This window comes from Clostridiales bacterium (assembly GCA_030016385.1).
Taxonomy (GTDB): Bacteria; Bacillota; Clostridia; order Clostridiales; family Oxobacteraceae; genus JASEJN01.
The window spans coordinates 18434-35089 of record JASEJN010000014.1; the positions used below are offsets into that span (position 1 = coordinate 18434).

At 41.4% G+C, this 16656-nt stretch carries 17 protein-coding genes, 1 pseudogene and 1 riboswitch; of the genes and pseudogenes, 15 read left to right on the forward strand and 3 right to left on the reverse strand.

Annotated elements, in window-relative coordinates:
• Positions 1–13: 13 nt before the first annotated feature.
• The gene (locus QME45_05130) at positions 14–136 is read right to left on the reverse strand and encodes a hypothetical protein (protein MDI6618046.1); all 123 of its coding nucleotides are present in this window, start codon (positions 134–136) and stop codon (positions 14–16) included.
• 87 nt (positions 137–223) lie between these two features.
• Between QME45_05130 and QME45_05135 the strand changes: the two genes are divergently transcribed.
• Positions 224–877 (forward strand): nitroreductase family protein, encoded by a 654-nt coding sequence (locus QME45_05135; protein ID MDI6618047.1) that lies wholly within the window; start codon positions 224–226, stop codon positions 875–877.
• A gap of 21 nt (positions 878–898) precedes the next feature.
• Here the strand turns inward: QME45_05135 and QME45_05140 are convergent, their stop codons facing one another.
• Positions 899–2047: a class I SAM-dependent RNA methyltransferase gene (locus tag QME45_05140; GenBank protein MDI6618048.1), complete on the reverse strand. Its 1149-nt coding sequence runs from the start codon at positions 2045–2047 to the stop codon at positions 899–901.
• 6 nt (positions 2048–2053) lie between these two features.
• Positions 2054–3157: a tetratricopeptide repeat protein gene (locus tag QME45_05145; protein ID MDI6618049.1), complete on the reverse strand. Its 1104-nt coding sequence runs from the start codon at positions 3155–3157 to the stop codon at positions 2054–2056.
• 279 nt (positions 3158–3436) lie between these two features.
• Here QME45_05145 and QME45_05150 point away from each other — a divergent pair, with 279 nt between their 5' ends.
• From QME45_05150 to QME45_05215, 14 genes and pseudogenes are all read left to right on the forward strand, one after another.
• Positions 3437–3817 carry a hypothetical protein gene (locus QME45_05150; protein ID MDI6618050.1) on the forward strand — a complete coding sequence of 127 codons (381 nt, stop codon included), beginning with the start codon at positions 3437–3439 and terminating at the stop codon, positions 3815–3817.
• Positions 3810–4007, forward strand: coding sequence for an ATP-binding cassette domain-containing protein (locus QME45_05155; GenBank protein MDI6618051.1), 198 nt, complete (start codon positions 3810–3812; stop codon positions 4005–4007). The genes QME45_05150 and QME45_05155 overlap by 8 nt, the downstream gene beginning before the upstream one ends.
• Complete coding sequence (locus QME45_05160) at positions 3964–4359, forward strand: hypothetical protein (GenBank protein MDI6618052.1); 396 nt, start codon at positions 3964–3966, stop codon at positions 4357–4359. The genes QME45_05155 and QME45_05160 overlap by 44 nt, the downstream gene beginning before the upstream one ends.
• A 117-nt stretch (positions 4360–4476) precedes the next feature.
• A riboswitch (FMN riboswitch) is annotated at positions 4477–4590 on the forward strand.
• Positions 4591–4652: 62 nt separating this feature from the next.
• Positions 4653–5249 carry an ECF transporter S component gene (locus QME45_05165; protein ID MDI6618053.1) on the forward strand — a complete coding sequence of 199 codons (597 nt, stop codon included), beginning with the start codon at positions 4653–4655 and terminating at the stop codon, positions 5247–5249.
• A 63-nt stretch (positions 5250–5312) separates the two neighbouring features.
• On the forward strand, positions 5313–6338 hold the full coding sequence (spoIID, locus tag QME45_05170; GenBank protein MDI6618054.1) for a stage II sporulation protein D: 1026 nt from the start codon (positions 5313–5315) through the stop codon (positions 6336–6338).
• 49 nt (positions 6339–6387) lie between these two features.
• Positions 6388–7206 carry a M23 family metallopeptidase gene (locus tag QME45_05175; protein MDI6618055.1) on the forward strand — a complete coding sequence of 273 codons (819 nt, stop codon included), beginning with the start codon at positions 6388–6390 and terminating at the stop codon, positions 7204–7206.
• 314 nt (positions 7207–7520) lie between these two features.
• The gene (locus tag QME45_05180) at positions 7521–10232 is read left to right on the forward strand and encodes a sigma 54-interacting transcriptional regulator (protein ID MDI6618056.1); all 2712 of its coding nucleotides are present in this window, start codon (positions 7521–7523) and stop codon (positions 10230–10232) included.
• 77 nt (positions 10233–10309) lie between these two features.
• Positions 10310–10738 carry a PTS sugar transporter subunit IIA gene (locus QME45_05185; protein ID MDI6618057.1) on the forward strand — a complete coding sequence of 143 codons (429 nt, stop codon included), beginning with the start codon at positions 10310–10312 and terminating at the stop codon, positions 10736–10738.
• The gene (locus QME45_05190; protein ID MDI6618058.1) at positions 10729–11202 is read left to right on the forward strand and encodes a PTS sugar transporter subunit IIB; all 474 of its coding nucleotides are present in this window, start codon (positions 10729–10731) and stop codon (positions 11200–11202) included. Before QME45_05185 ends, QME45_05190 begins: the two co-directional genes overlap by 10 nt.
• 12 nt (positions 11203–11214) lie before the next feature.
• A complete protein-coding gene (gene manZ, locus QME45_05195) occupies positions 11215–12786 on the forward strand; it encodes a PTS mannose transporter subunit IID (GenBank protein MDI6618059.1) in 1572 nt (523 codons plus the stop codon).
• Positions 12787–12865: 79 nt separating this feature from the next.
• Positions 12866–12979: pseudogene (locus tag QME45_05200) on the forward strand (sporulation transcriptional regulator SpoIIID).
• Between the two features lie 338 nt (positions 12980–13317).
• Positions 13318–14667, forward strand: a complete 1350-nt coding sequence (locus QME45_05205) for an ATP-binding protein (protein MDI6618060.1) — start codon at positions 13318–13320, stop codon at positions 14665–14667.
• Positions 14668–14810: 143 nt separating this feature from the next.
• The gene (locus QME45_05210; protein ID MDI6618061.1) at positions 14811–15704 is read left to right on the forward strand and encodes an abortive infection family protein; all 894 of its coding nucleotides are present in this window, start codon (positions 14811–14813) and stop codon (positions 15702–15704) included.
• Positions 15705–16170: 466 nt separating this feature from the next.
• The gene (locus tag QME45_05215) at positions 16171–16587 is read left to right on the forward strand and encodes a hypothetical protein (protein ID MDI6618062.1); all 417 of its coding nucleotides are present in this window, start codon (positions 16171–16173) and stop codon (positions 16585–16587) included.
• Positions 16588–16656 lie beyond the last annotated feature (69 nt).

A 16656-nucleotide genomic window follows, 5' to 3' on the forward strand; every position in this document is an offset into this window, starting at 1 on the left:
AGTTGCAGCTTACTCATATTTCAACCTCTATCTGCTGGATTCCAATAAATTCAGGAATATTCTTTCTCTCTTCAAGGTTCATTTCCTCAAGGCATAATTCTATTACCTCTTTTAGTTTAAGTTGTAGCTCATCCAACGTATCAGTCACGTAGATTATTCAAAGGGTAATCTCCTATTTTTGTGATATAATATAATATATAAAAAATGGAAAGGGAGACCATACATGGATTTAACAGAACTTGAGGAACTTATAAAGACCAGAAGGTCTATAAGGGTATGGGAAGACAGTGATATACCCGATGAACTTATAAGAAAGGCACTGGATATAGCTACATATGCCCCAAGCGGTGGCAACCATCAATCGTGGAAATTCTATGTGGTGAAAAATAAAGAGGTGATTGATAAGATTGCAGATGCTGTCCAGAGTAGTGCTGATACCATTGCGGCCTGGCCAGAGGCAAAGAAAATGGGTGACACCATAGAGAGGTGGAATAAGACATCGGCATTTTTCCGCACAGCACCCTGCCTCATAGCAGCCTGTGCAGGAGCATATTCATCCACAGCGGATAGCCTCATGAGGTCCAGAATGGAGTTTGACGAACAGGCTAAAAAGATGGTAAAGGCGCGAGATATGGCCTCATCGAGGGTGCAATCGGTAGCAGCGGCAATTGCCTATATGCTCCTTGCCTTTCATCAAATGGGGCTTGGAGCAGTATGGATGACAGGACCTGTCCAGGCTCAAGAGGAGATAGAAAAGATACTAAATATCCCTGATGACCTTGATTTTGTAGCCTTGATTCCCGTAGGATACCCAGCAGAGACACCAAGGCCCAAGCAGATGAGGCCATTGGATGAGGTGGTTGAATTTATAAAGTAAGAAAAAGGACACGGTCAGGCTTTATATATCGCCCGGTTGTGTCCTCTCTTTGTTATTATAATACTGATAGAGGTAGCATTTAATCATCCCGTTATACAATTTTCTCTTTTTGTCTGCCTTTTGGCCGAACAGTTTTTCAAATTCATCGTGGGCGCTGAGTATAAAGTAGGACCAGCCGTCAAAGCCTTTGAAAACCATGCCCATATCCTTATATAGGTTTTCTACCTCATCCTCTTCTCCCATCCTCTCGCCATAGGGTGGATTGCAGATGATATATCCGTTCTTATCCCTGAGGAATATGTCCCTCATATCTATGCGTTTAAAAGAGATGTATTTTTCCGTGCCAGCCTTTCTGGCATTGCTCCGCGAGAGTTTCACGGCCTGGCCATCTATGTCAGACCCCATAATATTGAGCTTCGCATCCGTACTTATGAGAGACACTGCTTCCTCTCTTGCACTCTTCCACAGCCTTTCTGGTATCCTCTCCCACTTCTCCGAGATAAACTCCCTGTTAATACCCGGTGCGGTATTGGTGCCTATCAGAGCCGCCTCTATGGGGATAGTCCCCGAACCGCAGAATGGGTCTAAGAACGGCATATCAGGCCTCCACCTGCTTATTTCAATCATGGCAGCGGCTAAGGTCTCACGTAGGGGTGCCTCGTTGGAGATCTCCCTGTATCCCCTCTTGTGAAGGCTTGACCCGCTGGTGTCTATCATAAGCGTGGCCATGTCCTTGATTATCCCGAAGTGTATCTTGTACTGCGGTCCGTCCTCCTCAAACCACTCCTTCCTGTACCTCTTCTTCATGCTTTCCACTATGGCCTTTTTGACAATGGCCTGGCAGTCCGGTATGCTGAATAGTTTTGACCTTAAGGAATAGCCATTTACCGGAAAGGCAGCATTGACAGGAAGCCAGTCAGCCCACGGCAGAGCCTTTGTCCCCTCAAACAGTTCATCAAAGGTCTCTGCCTTAAACTCTCCCAGCTTTACAAGGACTCTCTCGGCGCTCCTCAGCCAAAGGTTGGCCCGGCAGACGGCCATCTCATCCCCGACGAAGATCACCCTGCCATCCTCTACGGTTACATCTTTATAACCCAATTTCCTTATCTCTTTTGCTACAATTGATTCAACTCCTAAAAGTGTTGTCGCTATAAGGTCTATTTTTGCCATTTCATCTTATCCTTCCAATGTAGATTTGATATTATCTATGAGCTCGGCTATGGACTTTTCTGCATAAGGGTCTTTCTGATTCAAGATTTCTAATGCAGAGTTTGCGTAGCTCAAAGCATCTTCCAGGTTGCCTTGTTCAAATAATATCCCGGCTATACTGTTCAAGTTATATGCTATGTATTTATTGTTTCCAATTTTCTTGTAGTATGAAATACTTTTATGATAGTACTTCAAGGCCTTGGATATATCCTTCATCTGACTGTATACCTCTGCAAGATGGTTACAGGCAATGGCCAGGCCGCTAAAATCATTCATTATTTTATAACCGGCAAGTTCCTTACGGAAATAATTTGCCGCATCAAGGTAGTTCTCCTGAGATAGCTCAACAATTCCAAGCATGTCATATACCTCTAAGGTTCTGTCTCTGTGGCCCATCTCATTGCATATTTCCAGGTATTTAAGAGCGATTCTCTTTGCATCAACGTATCTTTCGGCAAGCAGCAGGGTATAGGCAAAATGATATAGAGAGTTTAAGTATATCATATAATAATAACTGCCAACAATATAGTCATTATTTAACAATCTATTAAAAAGTGATAAAGACATGTCTAAATTACCTGAGTGGGAATATGATCTTGCCAGATAAAGTATACTTAGTGAGTTTAACGGCTCAGTCTTTGATGTTATTTTTGACAGGTATTCTATTGCATCCCCATATTTCTTTAGACGGAAGGACAGAATCCCGGCCATAAGGCGGACAAAACCACTTTCTTCCTCATCCATAGTCTCAAGTCTTTCAAAGAGCTTTGCCATATATTTATCAGCAAGTGAATACTCCTGCGAAAATAATGACACAAAGGTCTTTATGAAAAGGTGGTCGCACTTTGATACACAATTTTTTGTTTTGCAGTTATCATTACCGTCAAGATAATCCAGTGATACATCAAGCCGCCTTGATACTAATTCCAATTTATCTACAGTTGGATTTATCTCACCGGATTCCAGCTTGCTTATATACCCCTTTGAGAAACCTTCGCCCAGCTTATCTCGTGTGAGCCCCTTTTCTACTATTATAGACTTTATCCTTTTTGCCATCTTCTCAGTATCCATATAAACACACCTCTGAATAGATTATACAGTAATTTGCAGGGCAAATAAAGTTGAATATATCCAATCGATAAAATTTTTGGTTGAATATATTCAACATATAATAAATTTTAAGGTTATTTTGAATAAACAGTTGACAAAAGAAATGAATGGTTTTATTATATTTAATAATGACTGAATAAATTTTCGTCTTGATTAAGGCTATGTATTTTTAAAATTCTATTCTTACGTTCTTTGCTAAGCCTGCCATGCCATATTTTTGTTGGAGCCTATTAAATTTTTTTGTTTTTGGATAGGCTTTTAAAGAGCCGTGTATATTTTGCAATATACACGAGAGAAAGGAATACATGCGAATCCTTATACATTTATATAAGTATATCCAATGACAATATCAAATATAACCGTGAAAAGATACACAATTTCCATAATACAATGCAGAGGGTATATCAGGAACTGGAAAGAGAGGGAGTGATAAATACGAAGAGGGGGATGGGAAGTTTTGCTACAGAGGATGAAAGCCGTGTAAGGAATATAAGAGACAGCATGGCCCGGGAGCTCATTGAAAACTTTATAAAAGAGATGAACGGCCTGGGGTTTGCCTATAAGGAAATAGCTTCAATGATTGAAATATATTGCAGAGAGGAGATGGGGACCAATGAGTGATTTCTTAAAGGCGGTCAATCTCAAGAAGAGATACAGCAGCAAATGGGCATTGAGGGGCGTGGATTTAAATATTGAAAAAGGAAGGATAGTTGGACTTTTGGGACATAATGGAAGCGGCAAGTCTACCCTTCGTGAGGGTAGCTCAGGTGCAGGCTGTATACGCAGGACAACTGTGGAATGCAATCCTTAAGGACTCGATAAGCTTTTACCTTCTTGGCACAGGATTTCTCGCGTTTGGAATAATTACCGGTATATTTTCCTACACTGTATACAGGTCTATAGATATACCGTTTATCAGGTTTCTTGCAGCATTTATAGCATATATACTGCCAGGCTATATAGCACAAAAATTGTCTGAATGGACGGTGGATATCCTCCCGCCAATCTGGATGAAGATCTATGGGTTTTCTACTTTGAATTCGGTTTTTAACCCGGGTAGCGTTTCAATATCATTGACTCCAGGCATATTCTATATATTAATAGCAGTCCTTATGTTTCTTTCGGCAGGGTGGCTATATGAAAATAGAATGGAGGTATTATAGTGAGATACAGAAATCTGGTAATTTTAGTTGCACTCTTCAGCGAACATCTTTGACTCAAAAAGCTGTTGATTTTTTAACATATATGTGCTAATATATAGTCAGAACTTAATAAGAAGGCAGTAACTTCAGGGCAGGGTGCAATTCCCGACCGGCGGTAAAGCCCGCGAGCCGAAAGGCAGATCCGGTGAGATTCCGGGGCCGACAGTACAGTCTGGATGGGAGAAGTGTTTTTTTGTTGGGTTTAAAATCCTGAAGGTTATTGCCTTCGGGATTTTTTGATAGGAGGGGTCTAAATGGAAATGGTTCATAAAAGAACAACAGTACTTGTAAAGACTGGTATGTTAGCTGCTATAGCTACTGTACTTATGTTTATTGAATTTCCACTGCCTTTGTTTCCAGCATTTTTAAAGATGGATTTGAGCGAGGTGCCTGCACTATTGGGGAGCTTTGCTTTAGGGCCAATGGTAGGCGTACTTATAGAACTTATAAAGAATGTGCTTCATATAGCTATTAAGGGCACGACCACCGCAGGTGTGGGAGAACTGGCAAACTTCTTAGTTGGAAGTGCACTGGTAGCTACAGCCGGCGTTATGTACCAAAAACATAAGACAAGGCATGTGGCCGTAATGTCGATGATGCTGGGGACGCTGTTTATGACTGTATTGGGGTGCCTTTTTAACTACTTTGTGCTTTTACCCTTATATCAGACAATGATGGGTATACCAATGGATGCTATAGTTAAGATGGGCAGTGAAGTGAACTCTTTAATTGTGAATGTAAAGACCCTGGTGCTGTTTGGGATAGCTCCATTTAATATTTTAAAGGGACTGGTAGTATCCTTGATTACTTTGCTGGTATACAAGAGGTTATCGCCTATACTTCATAACTAAAAATTGACCCTCATACTTTCTTTCCTTCATTCATATACATAGTATATGCAGAGGAGGAGGAGTATGAGGGTCTTTATTTTTTTGCTCATAATAGCCCTTGTATTTGTCTATGGGTGCGGCAGCCGTGAGGCTGAGAAAATAGTGGAAGAACCGAAGCTGCACCCCATAGATCCTGAGAGTGTAGATGAAGAAAATAATGAGGCTCAAGACGATAGGATCCTCATGATAAATGTCTATATGACCAAAAATAATAAGATTGTTTCTATGCCCTTTGAGGAATACGTTAAGGGTGTGGTGGCGGCCGAGATGCCGGCGGCCTTTGAGATGGAAGCATTAAAGGCTCAGGCCGTGGCTGCCAGGACATATGCCCTGTCCAGGCTGAAAGAGTTTGGCGGATCGGGATGTGAGCTGCATAAGGGGGCTGATATATGCACTGACTTCACCCACTGCCAGGCCTATGCAGAAAAGGGTGATATGGTACCTGCCTGGGGTAAGGATACAGACTATTACTGGGATAAGATATCCAGGGCTGTGGAGGATACAAAGGGTGAGGTGGCCATGTATGAGGATCTGCTGATAGATCCCGTATTTCATGCAATATCAGGAGGCAAGACGGAAAATTCCGAGGATGTTTGGAGGAATAGTATACCATACTTAAGGAGTGTAGACAGCCCTTATGAAGAGGAGGCCTCAAAATTTAAAACCACTGTGGAGTATTCCAGGAGGGATTTTGTAAACATACTTAAAAGAAATGTGCAGGGGCTTAAGATAAACGAGAATAAGCTTTCTTCGGAAGTTAAAATAATTGACTATACAGTAGGCGGTAGAGTAAGAAATATAAAGGTGGGCAATAAAGTAATATCGGGTCGGGACTTCCAGACGTATATGGGCTTGAATTCCAATAATTTTGTTTTTGAATTTAATGGTGATACCATAAAGATTATTGTCACTGGTTACGGACATGGTGTGGGTATGAGCCAATACGGAGCAAACGGCCTGGCCAAACATGGCTATACATATGTTGATATATTAAAGCATTATTATCAGGGCATAGAAGTAACCAACATGTGGTGGGTATTAGAAAATTAGATGTATAAACCTCCAACAAATGGTTATACTACCTGTTGGAGGTGGAAAAATGAAACGAATTTCGGAGTGGTGGAAAAAGATATATGACGTGATGAAGACCCAGAGCTTTTTTGTGCTATTATTTGTATGTATTGTGGCGGTAGCGGTGACTGCTGTCTATGTCACTACATATAACAGGAATAAACTGTCGCAAGAACCGCTAAGCGATGTGCAGAATCTGGATAATGCCCTGAAAAGCGACAACTCAAAGATAATAGTTACCGACTCACAAAAAACAGAAGAACCGAAAGAGGTTAGTGAAGAGGTAAAGGAGGATGTAACAAAAGGGAATGCTGCTACCAGTCAGGAGACACCTGAAGAAACCGTGCAGAATAAAGCAGCAGCTCCCAAAAAGTCTGGTACATCTCCAAACATAAAACCTGTATCATCACAGAAGTCATCAAGTGTTCAGGCAAAAAACAGTGCATGGATAAAACCGGTTGATGGTATAGCTGGCAACGGATTTGCTGTTGACAGTATGGTATACTCAGAGACTTTAAAGCAGTGGACAACACACAATGGGATGGACATAAAGAGTGAGTTTGGCAACGATGTAGTGGCAGTGGCGGATGGTACTGTAAAAAGGGTCTACACGGATGGGAAATTAGGTGTAACGGTAGAAATGGACCTGGGCAATGGGATAACTGCCCGCTACAGTAACCTGGATAGCAGCGTAGAGGTGGAGGAAGGACAGAATGTAAAGGCAGGGGATGTTATAGGGAGGATTGGAAATACTGCGCTGTTTGAGATAGCTGATGGTGACCACCTGCATTTTGAGGTGTTGAAAGATGGTAAGAATGTTAATCCCGCTGACTATGTAAAATATTAGGTGAATTAATTGGCCTGGCCATGATGCCAGGCCTTTATTTTTTTACACTGAAAACCGATATTGTCCATATCAGCATGCCAGCAACATCTATGCACCTGGGCATTCGTCTTGATACTCTACGATTCTGGCTGCATTCCGCCGGGTACGCCTACATGCGGCGTCCATGCCAGATGCCCCGGCTGCATTTGCCTCTCATTAAGAGTATCATGGACTCGCTTTAAGGCTGCATTTGATGTTGCATGTCATGGTACATTAGTTCTTACATCAGAATAAACATTCTGATATAATATAGATATAGCTGGGGAGGGGAGCATATGAGCAGAAGGGATAGGGTATACGAAGCGCTGCAGAGGCTTCAAAGGACAGATAACCGCTGGTACACCACAGAGGAAATAGCTGAAAAGGCTGGCATAAGCCGCAATAACTGCAGCACAGAACTCAACTGCCTGATCGAAGAAGGAAAGGTCAAAAAAAAGAGGGGTAGGCCGGTACTCTACTCCATAGCAGAAAATGTTATAAGTGATGACCAGCCGTTAAAGGTAAGGATACTGGATAAGAGTTTGCCATCCTTTGATAATCTGATAGGTACATCCGGCAGCCTCGCTTCAGCCATCGAGCAGGCAAAGGCTGCCTGTATCTATCCGCCTCATGGCCTGCCCACGCTTATAGTAGGTCCCACAGGGGCAGGGAAATCGCTTTTTGCAGAACTCATGTATAACTACTCTAAAGAGGCTGGGGTTATAAATAAAAATGCCCCATTTGTGGCTTTTAACTGTGCGGATTTTGCCAACAACAAGGAGTTATTGATGGCCCACCTTTTTGGCAGTTCAAAAGGGGCATATACAGGGGCGGACAGCGACAGGCCAGGCCTGGTGGAAAAGGCCAACGGCGGTATGCTTTTCTTGGATGAGGTTCACAGGCTTCCACCCGAGGGGCAGGAGATGCTTTTTTATCTTATGGATAAGGGCGAATACAGGAAGCTGGGCGAAACTGCTTCGAGAAGGGCCAGCATTATGATCGTGGCCGCTACTACCGAAGACCCTACCTCTTTACTATTGGCTACATTTTTGAGAAGGATACCGGTGGTGATAAGTTTGCCATCACTTGCAGAAAGGCCGATTGAGGAAAGGCTGGAACTGATAAAAGATATTGTAAAGATAGAATCTGAGAGGATAGGCAAACCTATAGATATGGTAGACGACGCAATGAAGGCTTTTCTTGTATATCAGTGCAGTGGCAATATCGGCCAGCTGAAGAACGATATACAGATGTCTGCCGCAAAAGCATTCTTGAAATACAGAACCGGGATAAAAGACAGGCTTATTATCACAGCTGACGAACTACCGATTCATGTTAAAAACAGCCTGCTTAATATAGACAGCAGAAGGGATATACAAAAGGTCCTCCAGGAAGCTGATAAAAAAGAAGAGATAAAGGTTCACGGAATAGATTTCTTAAAAACTGATTTCTACGAAAAGCTTGAGGATAGGATTGAAAAGCTTAAATCACAGAATTACCAGGATGATGACATAGAAAAAATACTGGATACAGAGATAGAGTCATATTATGGTCAGCTTTCGATTGAATTTAAAAAGGGCCTTGGTAATGAAGCATTAAAAAAACTTATAGACCCGTCCCTTTATACAATTATCGACGATATTGTTGACATAGTTTCAAATTCGGTTGAGAATGTCAGTGAGAGGCTGTATTATGCCATTTTCCTCCATATAAATTCACTATTTGAAAGGTTGAAAGACGGCAAGACAGTAATCAACAGCCACCTTACTACCATAAAAAAGAAATATGCAGATGAATATAAGACTGCAGAAAAAATGGTAGAACTCCTGAATAACAAGTTTCCACAGTTTAAAATTCCAGACGACGAAGCGGGATTTCTGGCTGCTATCCTGGGTGTTCTAGGTAACATGAAGTCAGAACGATGGATAGGTGTTGCTGTGATTGCCCACGGTGATACTACTGCATCCAGCATGGCGAGGGTTGCCAATACGCTTTTGGGTGTAGATTTTGTCAGGGCTATTGACATGCCTCTTGATATGAGTCCTGAACTGGCCCTGGAAAAGGCGGTGAACATGGTGCTTTCATTGGATGCGGGGAGGGGGTGTCTGCTCCTTGTAGATATGGGCTCACTCACCACATTTGCTGATATAATAAAAAAGAGAACAGGGATAGATGTAGAGATCATTGATATGGTCAGTACGCCCATAGTCATTGAAGCAGCCAGAAAGGCTATGATGCCTGAGGTTACATTAAAAGAGCTGAAAAATGCCATTTGTGAGCATATACCTTATGTGAGAAAGGGCGAAAACAGTATAAAATCCATGAAGAACGGCAGATATATAGTTACCTCATGCATAACAGGTGAAGGGACAGCATCCAATCTTAAAAAGATGATAGATGACTTTCTGCATGAAAAAGGATATACTGGTATAGAAGTTGTTGCTGTAAGTGGACTTGACAGTGATACAGGTCGTTTAAAGGATAGTGGGAGTATAATTGCAGTGGTGGGGTCTATGGATCTTGGAATAGATGTACCCTTCATACCACTGGAGGAAATCGTAGCTGGAAACGGTTTTGAAACCCTGGAGTCCATTCTGAATGAAGGGAGTACAATCGTTACGGAGGAGAACGTGGATGAGATCCCAAGGCACAGGCTTATAGATTATATAAGGGGTGTCCTGGATGAATATCTTACCTTTGTAAACCCTGGTAAGGCCTTAAATAGTGTCTTAAATTCCATTGATTTTATAGAGCACAAACTATCTTTTAAGATGAGCAATAGCATTATCGTAAAATTTTCTGTTCATGCCTGCTGTATGATAGAGAGACTCATACTGGGTAACCTGTATACTTATTATGATGACAAAGAAGATGTAAAATTGAGATTTCCTTATGAATACAGCATTTTTAAAGAATCCATGCAAATAATAGAAGCTGATTTTGGTATAAAGATACCCGAAGATGAGGTGCTTTATCTTCTGGGACTGTGTAATTTTGCAGTGCTTTAATCTGTCTTAAAATCAACCGATGAGCCTTGCCATAAGTATTGGTACAAATCTTGCTTCTTTTATTGTGAGTCTTATTTATGGAGGTATTTAAAGTGACCAGAATAATCATAGCAACACATGGAAAACTTGCACAGGAGCTGGCAAATGCAGCAGAAATGATATGCGGCAGGCAGGATGAGCTTATAACCATATCATTTATGCCATCTGACGGGGTCGAAGACCTTACATCAAGGCTTTATAAGGCGCTTGATGGTTTAGAGGATGAGGCCATAATCTTTACTGATGTCTTTGGAGGAAGCCCTTTCAATGCAGCCAGCATGGTAGTACTAAAATCCAGAGGCGTTTATCATGTCACGGGGGTAAACCTACCGATGCTTTTGGAGGTGTTAACCTCAAGGGGTGAGCATACTGCCCAGGAACTGGTGGAAATCTGTGTAAAAGCTGGAAAGGATGGGGTTGTGGATACAAGGGGGCTCTTTTACAGGGGGCGTGAGAGGTGTCTTTAAGTCTTATCAGGATAGATGACCGATTGATACATGGGCAGGTGGTGTTAAGCTGGTCCAGATATGTCGGAGCCAACCTTATACTGGTAGCCGATGATAGGGTGGCAAAGGACATGATCAGGAAAACGCTTTTACAGGCTGTGGCGCCCCAGGGGATGAGGGTGGATGTTCTGTCTGTGGACGATGCTGCAGATAAGATAAAGAATGGAGGATATGATAGATACAACGTTCTTATGCTTTTTACAACTCCCGCTGATGTCATGAGGTTTGTGGAAAGTGGTATTTCAATAAAAAGCGTAAATGTTGGCGGTATAAGCTATAAATCGGGCAAAAAGATGATAACTAAGTCTGTAGCCGTTGATCATGAAGATATTGCAGCTTTAAAGAAGCTGGGGGATATGGGTATTGAGCTGGAGGTAAGGGTTTTGCCGGAGGACTCCAAAATATATATCCTTCAAAGGATTTAAGGGGGTAATGCCATGCTCTTAAGGGCATTATTGATTGGAATTATAGGTGGGGTTACGGGGATGGCCAGTGTGATTGATGAACTTCAGATTCACAGGCCTCTTATTGCATGTACCCTGGTTGGCCTGGCCATGGGTGATATAAGGACAGGTATAATAATAGGCAGCACACTTGAGTTTATGGCGCTGGGCTGGATGAACATTGGAGCAGCACAGTCGCCGGATACAGCCCTGGCCAGTGTTATATCCACAGTGCTGGTTATTGGTACAGGTCAGCCCATAGCCACCGGTATAGCCATTGCTGTGCCCGTGGCAGTTGCGGGACAAATGCTCACTTTTTTGGCTAGGTCACTTTCTGTTTATTTTCAGCATCTTGCCGATAGATATGCTGATCAAGCCAATATATCAGGGATTGATTTTGCACATATCTCATCTCTCTCACTTCAATTTTTGCGTGTGGCCATACCAGCTTTTTTAGTTGCGTTATACATAGACACCTATGCGGTGGAATATATCTTAAATATTATACCAGATTTTATAGTGAACGGACTTATGGTAGCCAGCGGCTTTATTGTAGTTATAGGCTATGCCATGGTACTTAATATGATAAAGGTGAAAAACCTATGGCCTTACTTTTTTATAGGCTTTCTCATAGCTATATTTACGAATTTTACCCTGGTGGGCATAGGTATTCTGGCGATATGCTTGGCCATACTTCATGTAAGCCTATCTACAAGAAATGAGATGCTTGATGAGGGTGCACTTAACAGCAGAGAGGTACCAAGGGAAAGGATATTAACCAGGCGTGACCTTATATCCGTTTTTCTCCGCTCAAATATAGTCCAGGCATCATGGAACTATGAGAGGATGCAGGCACTTGGATTTTGCTATACTATCGTACCTGTCATAAGGAGGCTCTATAAGACAGAGGAGGATATAAAGGCTGCGCTTAAAAGACATCTGGAGTTTTTTAATACCCAGCCCTTCTTTGCCGTACCAATATTTGGAGTTGCTGCAGCTCTCGAGGAAGAGAAGGCTTCAGGGAATGATATCGACCCATCAACAATAAATGCAATCAAGGTTGGTATGATGGGCCCGCTTGCTGGTGTAGGTGATTCTATATTCTGGGGCACATTAAGGCCTATAACGGCAGCTTTTGGAGCATCCTTAGCAGCCACAGGAAGCCTGCTTGGCCCTATTGCTTTTTTTATAAGTTTCAACCTGGTACGTCTTTTGACCCACTGGTACGGTCTTGTTTACGGATACAGGGCAGGGCTAAACATTATAAGGGATGTCAGCGGAGGAACGTTAAAAAGTCTTAATCAGGGTGCTACGGTACTGGGCATGACTGTAATGGGCGCTCTTGTGGCTCGTTGGACAAGAGTATCTACTCCTATCACATTAAGCTACGGCAATCAGGCGATAAAGCTTCAGGAAGTGCTGGATGGCCTACTTCCGGGGCTATTGCCTCTCGGTCTTACTTTTTTGTGTCTTTATCTCCTCGGCAAGAGAATTTCTTCAATCTGGATACTTGTCATACTGTTTGCCATAGGGATAATAGGAAGCTATCTGGGAATACTGGCTTAAATGCATTAAGTCTCCCTGTTCTACCCGGCTGCTTAAAGGCATATAAATATAGCGATGCTGGATAGAAGGGGGCCAATCAATGAAGGATTACATAGAAGAACGGGTTCTTGAGATAGCGAAATACATATTGCAGACTAATGCTACTGTTCGTGAGGCTGCAAAGGTATTCGGGGTGAGCAAGAGCACGGTACATACCGCGTTAAGAATTGGTGTCGGTTGCACTGGGTGTTTGAATACGCCGCCTGACAGATGAAATGATACGTATTGCTAATAGAGTCTGCTGATAATAGAACCTGCCTTTGTTTTATGCGAGGCAGGTTTTAATATGTTAAACAATATACCCTCTAATGATGCCGTTTTATAATGAAGCTCCCGATTAAATACATAATAATGTGATTGGACAAACAAAATGCCCAAAAATTATGTGATACTATTGACTTAAAACTAAGTATGTGGTTATAATAATTTATAGAAGTGTGATAAATTGACGCAAAATATGTATAAAAATGTGATATTTTGGAGGTGGGTATTGTGGAAAGGCTGATCATGCAGGATTTGTTGCGGTGGAAAAATTCCAGGCACCGGAAACCACTCATTTTAAAGGGTGTCCGGCAGGTGGGCAAGACATGGTTGCTTAAAGAATTTGCCAGACGTTATTATGAAAATATTGCGTATTTCAACTTTGACGAGCATCCGGAATATAAGCAGTTTTTTGAAAACACAAAGGATGTTGAACGCATTTTGCAAAACCTGATGATGGCAAGCGGTCAAACCATCAAGCCGGATAAGCCGGAGGCCACACTCATAGTCTTCGATGAGATACAGGAATGTCCTAATGCTCTGAATACACTCAAATATTTCTGCGAAAACACTCCGCACTATCATGTAGCCTGTGCAGGTTCTCTTTTGGGCATTGCGCTGTCCAAGCCTGCTTCATTTCCTGTTGGCAAAGTAGATTTTTTGGAGATAAGTCCTATGACCTTTACTGAATTTTTAATGGCTAACGGTGACGGCAATCTTGCTTCTTATATGGACAGCTTGGACAGGATTGAGGCTATTCCGGATGCATTCTTCAATCCCCTTTATGAAAAGCTTAAGATGTATTTTGTGACTGGTGGAATGCCGGAATCTGTCAGATCCTGGACAGAAGAACGGGATGTTGAACTGGTACAGCAGGTGCTATCCAATATTCTGGGGGCATACGAACGGGATTTTGCCAAGCATCCTGATCCCAAAGACTTTCCTAAGATATCGCTCATCTGGAAGTCAATACCTTCGCAACTGGCCAGGGAGAACAAGAAATTTATTTATAAAGTCGTTAAGGAAGGGGCACGGGCCAGAGAATATGAGGACGCGCTGCAGTGGCTTTGCGATGCCAACCTGACTTATAAGATATACCGCAGCAGCGCGCCGGGGCTGCCCATTTCTGCCTATGATGATTTGTCTGCCTTCAAGCTTTATCTGGTGGACGTGGGGCTTTTGCGCCGCCTGTCGCTTTTGGCGCCTTCCGCTTTCAGCGAAGGCAACCGGTTGTTCGTGGAGTTTAAAGGGGCACTCAGCGAGAACTATGTGCTGCAGGCTCTGAGAAACCAGTTTGAAGCAATGCCGCGATATTGGACAATGGACAATCCCCGGTATGAAGTTGACTTTTTAATCCAGAGAGAAAACGATATTTTGCCCGTAGAGGTTAAATCGGAGAGTAACGTAGAGAGCAGAAGCCTGAAGAAGTTTAAAGAAAAATATGGCGATAAGGTCAAACTTCGTGTCCGTTTTTCACTGAACAATCTGCGGCTGGACGATGATCTATTGAATATCCCGATGTTCATGGCCGATTATGCAGATAAACTCATCGGGATGGCATTCAAGCAGAAGGAGAATTAACTATTTAAAAAAGTAGAAAAGTAATGAATATGATACATTTCGATTAAGCTTATGCTTTGTTAAAGTACTAAAGTTTATAGCAGTAAGCTGATTATTATAGATTCTTATTTGGCTAATAATCAGAATTCGGAGGTGACATTCAAATGACGAATAATTTCGAACTATTAAGAAATAAGGAAATTATCGCAATACTAGATGGCGATAAGGAATTTGGAGAATATAACAAAATTAAAATAAGGATGCCATATTTGAGCTGCCTGGATATATGTGCAATATCATCTTTATTTGGATTACCAGAAACTTATTCATGGTCTGGTGGTGCCTTAAGCAGATGGCAGTATATGGACAATTTAATTAAATTTTGCATTGAAAAAAATAAAATGTCTCAGTTGCTCTCTTATCTATTTTCAAAAGATAAATTTGTTGATTTGTTAAAAGGACTTTCCCCAGAAGATATTGAAGATACGTATTCTTATATTGTTCAAAAAATAATGGAACAAATCAACGGCATTTTATATTTTGGTGGTAACGAATTGATTGTTATAGGTCGACAGTATATTATTAAAAAAATTGGTACTATAGTTAAAATCGAAACACCAACAATAAAAATAATTGACCGTGACTATATTAAAGGCCTCTCTGAAAGAGCAATAAAGGATATTGATGAGCACAATTATGATAGTGCAATAACAAAAGCACGAACTATCCTTGAAGAAACATTTTATTATGTAATTGAGCAAAAAGGTGTAGAGCCAGTTGAAAGTGGCGACATAGGTAAGCTATATGGTCAAGTAAAGCACCTCTATAACATGCATGCCGACAAAGATATGGATAGACGAATAAATATGCTTCTTTCCGGGTTGGAGAAGATTATCTCATCAATTGCTGAGATGCGTAACAAAGAAAGTGACTCTCATGGCGTTGGTAGTAAACGGATTGGAATTTCTGATTATCATGCAAGGCTTTTTGTCAATGCATCTGTTATGATGGCAGATTTTATTCTTTCAGTTTATAAAAATAGTTTAAGTGTAAAGTAAGACAATTATCCATATACTATCAGCTTTCAAGCAAGGAGCGTGCTTACGGGAATGCTTACCCACATCGTTTAACCAGGCGGTAAACGTCTTAAAGGGAAAGGATCCGTTGGTCCAATTCGCCAACATAATGAAAGTGGAACGTTACACGACAAAAAATGCTTGGTTAAAGAGAAGAAATATGCCTTTTGATTTTTCAGAATATATAGCGACTTTTTTATTACACGAATAAATCAACTCAATTATTTGACAAAGCCAATAAAAAATAGATTGTTTTTTAGGCACTACATGGGTAAAAACCTGTAGTGCTCTTTTTATTTGCGATGCAGGCGTCATGTTTATACGCTTATACATGCCCGTAAAAGCACTCGAAATAAATTCAATCCTTGCATGTTAGTCTCCATATTAACTAAAAAGCGCCAAAAGATGCGTGCTTTTTAGGAATACATGGGGACGGAGATGAATGTTGATGGCAACTGAAAAACTGATAATTGGAGCATATGAAATGATCAAAGTACTTGTATATCGATACAAATGTAAATGCAAAAGGCGACAGGCAAAAGGAAAAAAGCGTTACTTGGGTGATAAAAGGGCTGGTTTTACCTATGATGAATTGGGGCGGCAGGTACCAGATAAGCAAATCATTGTAGGAAAATACCATGTCAAAAATTATAAGCAGTGCAACAAGAAAAGACGCAATATTATCAGGGAACTCATTTGCAATAATTTTCAGCATAGAAAGTGTATGATGATTACTGTAGATTGTCAAGTAATATTGACCCCTTTTTTGCTGGGTTTTTATAATGAGGTTGATAGGTTTTGGTTGAAATTTGAGTTTTATATGTTGGTTGGGAAAGGGTTACCAGACAAGCCAAAATGGGTTTAGAAGAGATTTTGAAGGATAAGTAGGGTTAAGGTATTGGTAAAAGATAAAAAGGGGTTCCAAAGGGAATTA

Excerpts from the sequence above, each read along its gene's own strand:
- QME45_05135 (MDI6618047.1), top strand. The coding sequence starts at position 224 with ATGGATTTAACAGAACTTGAGGAACTTATAAAGACCAGAAGGTCTATA.
- QME45_05140 (MDI6618048.1), bottom strand. The coding sequence starts at position 2,047 with ATGGCAAAAATAGACCTTATAGCGACAACACTTTTAGGAGTTGAATCA.
- QME45_05145 (MDI6618049.1), bottom strand. The coding sequence starts at position 3,157 with ATGGATACTGAGAAGATGGCAAAAAGGATAAAGTCTATAATAGTAGAA.
- QME45_05155 (MDI6618051.1), top strand. The coding sequence starts at position 3,810 with ATGAGTGATTTCTTAAAGGCGGTCAATCTCAAGAAGAGATACAGCAGC.
- QME45_05165 (MDI6618053.1), top strand. The coding sequence starts at position 4,653 with ATGGAAATGGTTCATAAAAGAACAACAGTACTTGTAAAGACTGGTATG.
- spoIID (MDI6618054.1), top strand. The coding sequence starts at position 5,313 with ATGAGGGTCTTTATTTTTTTGCTCATAATAGCCCTTGTATTTGTCTAT.
- QME45_05175 (MDI6618055.1), top strand. The coding sequence starts at position 6,388 with ATGAAACGAATTTCGGAGTGGTGGAAAAAGATATATGACGTGATGAAG.
- QME45_05180 (MDI6618056.1), top strand. The coding sequence starts at position 7,521 with ATGAGCAGAAGGGATAGGGTATACGAAGCGCTGCAGAGGCTTCAAAGG.
- QME45_05185 (MDI6618057.1), top strand. The coding sequence starts at position 10,310 with ATGGAGGTATTTAAAGTGACCAGAATAATCATAGCAACACATGGAAAA.
- manZ (MDI6618059.1), top strand. The coding sequence starts at position 11,215 with ATGCTCTTAAGGGCATTATTGATTGGAATTATAGGTGGGGTTACGGGG.
- QME45_05210 (MDI6618061.1), top strand. The coding sequence starts at position 14,811 with ATGACGAATAATTTCGAACTATTAAGAAATAAGGAAATTATCGCAATA.
- QME45_05215 (MDI6618062.1), top strand. The coding sequence starts at position 16,171 with ATGGCAACTGAAAAACTGATAATTGGAGCATATGAAATGATCAAAGTA.